Below are 1,940 nucleotides of genomic sequence, written 5' to 3'. Positions count from 1 at the left end.
AGCATGCTGAGATGGGAGGATTCCCCGCGAACTCCGTTTCCGAGGTTCGCTCTGTAATCGACCCGACAACTGCGGAGTGAAATCGATCTAACAACAGCATCCAGCGGACGGCGCTGCGCGCCGCCGCTGATGCTGAGCGTTGGACGGCACTCGACGCAAAGCGAACACTCACGCCGCTAATGGAGCGCTTTTATCATCTAGACCGACAAGTGTATTTGGAAGCGCTCAACGGCACACCATGCCTCGTCGCGGAACACCAGGCTCTAGCTACTAGGGAATCTTTCAACGGCATGGGGACGGTTACTGCACAAGGAGCGCTGCCGTGAGCAATGGCTGGAAAATCTACTGGGTAGTTGTTGCTGCGACGGTAACGAACTACCTGATTATGGTTCTGTGGTCTCTGCCGCTGATAAGTGAGATGGCGGGTGGTGGCGCGCCTTTTGACATGCGCCCGGGTGGCTATTCTCTTGACGAAGCTCAGGTGTTCCTCACGGCGATAAACGCCATGGGTCGCGACTTCTATCTCAATACTCAACAACTTCTGGACTTGTCTTATCCTACTTTGTTCGCGATTTCTGTCGCGATTCCCCTGGCCCGTCTGGTGCCGAGATACTGGGGTAAGACATTGGCGACACTGGCGGTCTCGGCTGCGGTCTTCGATCACTTTGAGAACAGCGCTGTAGCTGTCATGCTGCGAGTGGAGCCGGATGCCCTCACCGAAGTCATGGTCTCGACCGCGAGCAATTGGACATTGGCAAAGTCGATCTCGACCACTATCGCGTCGGCGGCCCTGCTGATGGTTCTTTGCACTAAGGGCATTGTGTGGCTAAGAAATCGCAACGCTCAAATTGGATAACCAAAGCTCACGCCCGTGGAATTTTCGCTACGCGCAGCTTGCGCGTTTGCCTGCAGGTGCTGCTGCGACCGCGGTTACGGAACTTGCTTCTACGACAACTGCGGGCACACTGCATTCATTCTCCCTGTCGCTCACACAAGATCAAGATCGTAGCGTATGCCGTCCAACAAGTGCATCAACCAGACGCGCTTCGCGCGCGGGTTATGCTAGTCGTTGGGCTACTAAACTGAAGAATTGACAGACTGTAGCCGCCAGGCTACACTGGGCTGGTGGTAGAGGTTCGGAAAACTGCGGCATTTGCCAAGTGGTTGAATGGGCTGCGAGATGCGCGGGCTAAAGCCAGAATCCTTGTGCGGTTAAAGCGGCTTTCTCTCGGCAATTTTGGCGACTGGAAGCCTGTTGGCGATAGTGTGTCTGAGCTGAAGATCGATTATGGCCCAGGCTACCGGGTTTACCCCACTCGCCGAGGAAATTCTGTAGTCATTCTTCTGGCCGGTGGAACCAAGAAATCTCAGAGTCGTGATATCAAACGGGCCATTTCATTGGCTCAGGAGTTGTAACCAGCAATGAACAAGACCCGAACCTCAGAGTTTGATGTGGCCGAGCACCTTCGCACAGACCAAGAAATCGAAGCCTATCTGGAAGCCTGTCTCGAAGATCCTGAGGCGGATGCTGCCTTTATTGCCAAGGCACTCGGCGATATTGCCCGAGCCAAAGGCATGAGCCGGGTTGCCCGGGATGCGGGCCTTTCCCGAGAGAGTTTGTATAAGGCTCTTTCCGGGGAACGCTCTCCCGAATTCGACACAATACTGAAGGTCACTCGAGCCCTAGGCATCCAGCTACATGCGGGAATCGCAGCCCAACAAAATGCTCAAGCGGACGCGGGGTAACTTTCGGGCCGGCAAAGCCGGGCTGGGTCTGTGCCCGCGCCGCTAAGCTAATACGTTACGCAACGTTTCTGATTGGATAGAGGGGATCAAACAGCCAGATGGATATCATGAAAAACAAATATTTGTGGACCGCATTTACGATCATCGCGTTGATTATCGCCGCTGCTGCGTTCTTGCCTGAACCGATTGAGACG

General features: G+C 54.7%; 3 protein-coding genes. All 3 read left to right on the top strand.

Annotated features, from left to right (window positions below; all coding sequences use genetic code 11):
• Nucleotides 1-322: 322 nt before the first annotated feature.
• The 3 genes from VJ956_RS13540 to VJ956_RS13530 all read left to right on the top strand — a co-directional run bounded on the left by VJ956_RS13540 (nt 323) and on the right by VJ956_RS13530 (nt 1,746).
• Nucleotides 323-856 (top strand): hypothetical protein, encoded by a 534-nt coding sequence (locus VJ956_RS13540; protein ID WP_324085571.1) that lies wholly within the window; start codon nt 323-325, stop codon nt 854-856.
• Between the two features lie 269 nt (nt 857-1,125).
• The gene (locus VJ956_RS13535; RefSeq protein ID WP_324085570.1) at nt 1,126-1,416 is read left to right on the top strand and encodes a type II toxin-antitoxin system RelE/ParE family toxin; all 291 of its coding nucleotides are present in this window, start codon (nt 1,126-1,128) and stop codon (nt 1,414-1,416) included.
• Between the two features lie 6 nt (nt 1,417-1,422).
• Nucleotides 1,423-1,746 (top strand): addiction module antidote protein, encoded by a 324-nt coding sequence (locus VJ956_RS13530; RefSeq protein ID WP_324085569.1) that lies wholly within the window; start codon nt 1,423-1,425, stop codon nt 1,744-1,746.
• The last annotated feature ends 194 nt before the right edge of the window (nt 1,747-1,940 follow it).

This window comes from Marinobacter sp., assembly GCF_035268745.1.
GTDB lineage: Bacteria > Pseudomonadota > Gammaproteobacteria > Pseudomonadales > Oleiphilaceae > Marinobacter.
The sequence above is the reverse complement of the archived record's forward strand: the minus strand, read 5'-3'. Positions and strand labels throughout refer to the sequence as shown.

Excerpts from the sequence above, each read along its gene's own strand:
- VJ956_RS13530 (WP_324085569.1), top strand. The coding sequence starts at position 1,423 with ATGAACAAGACCCGAACCTCAGAGTTTGATGTGGCCGAGCACCTTCGC.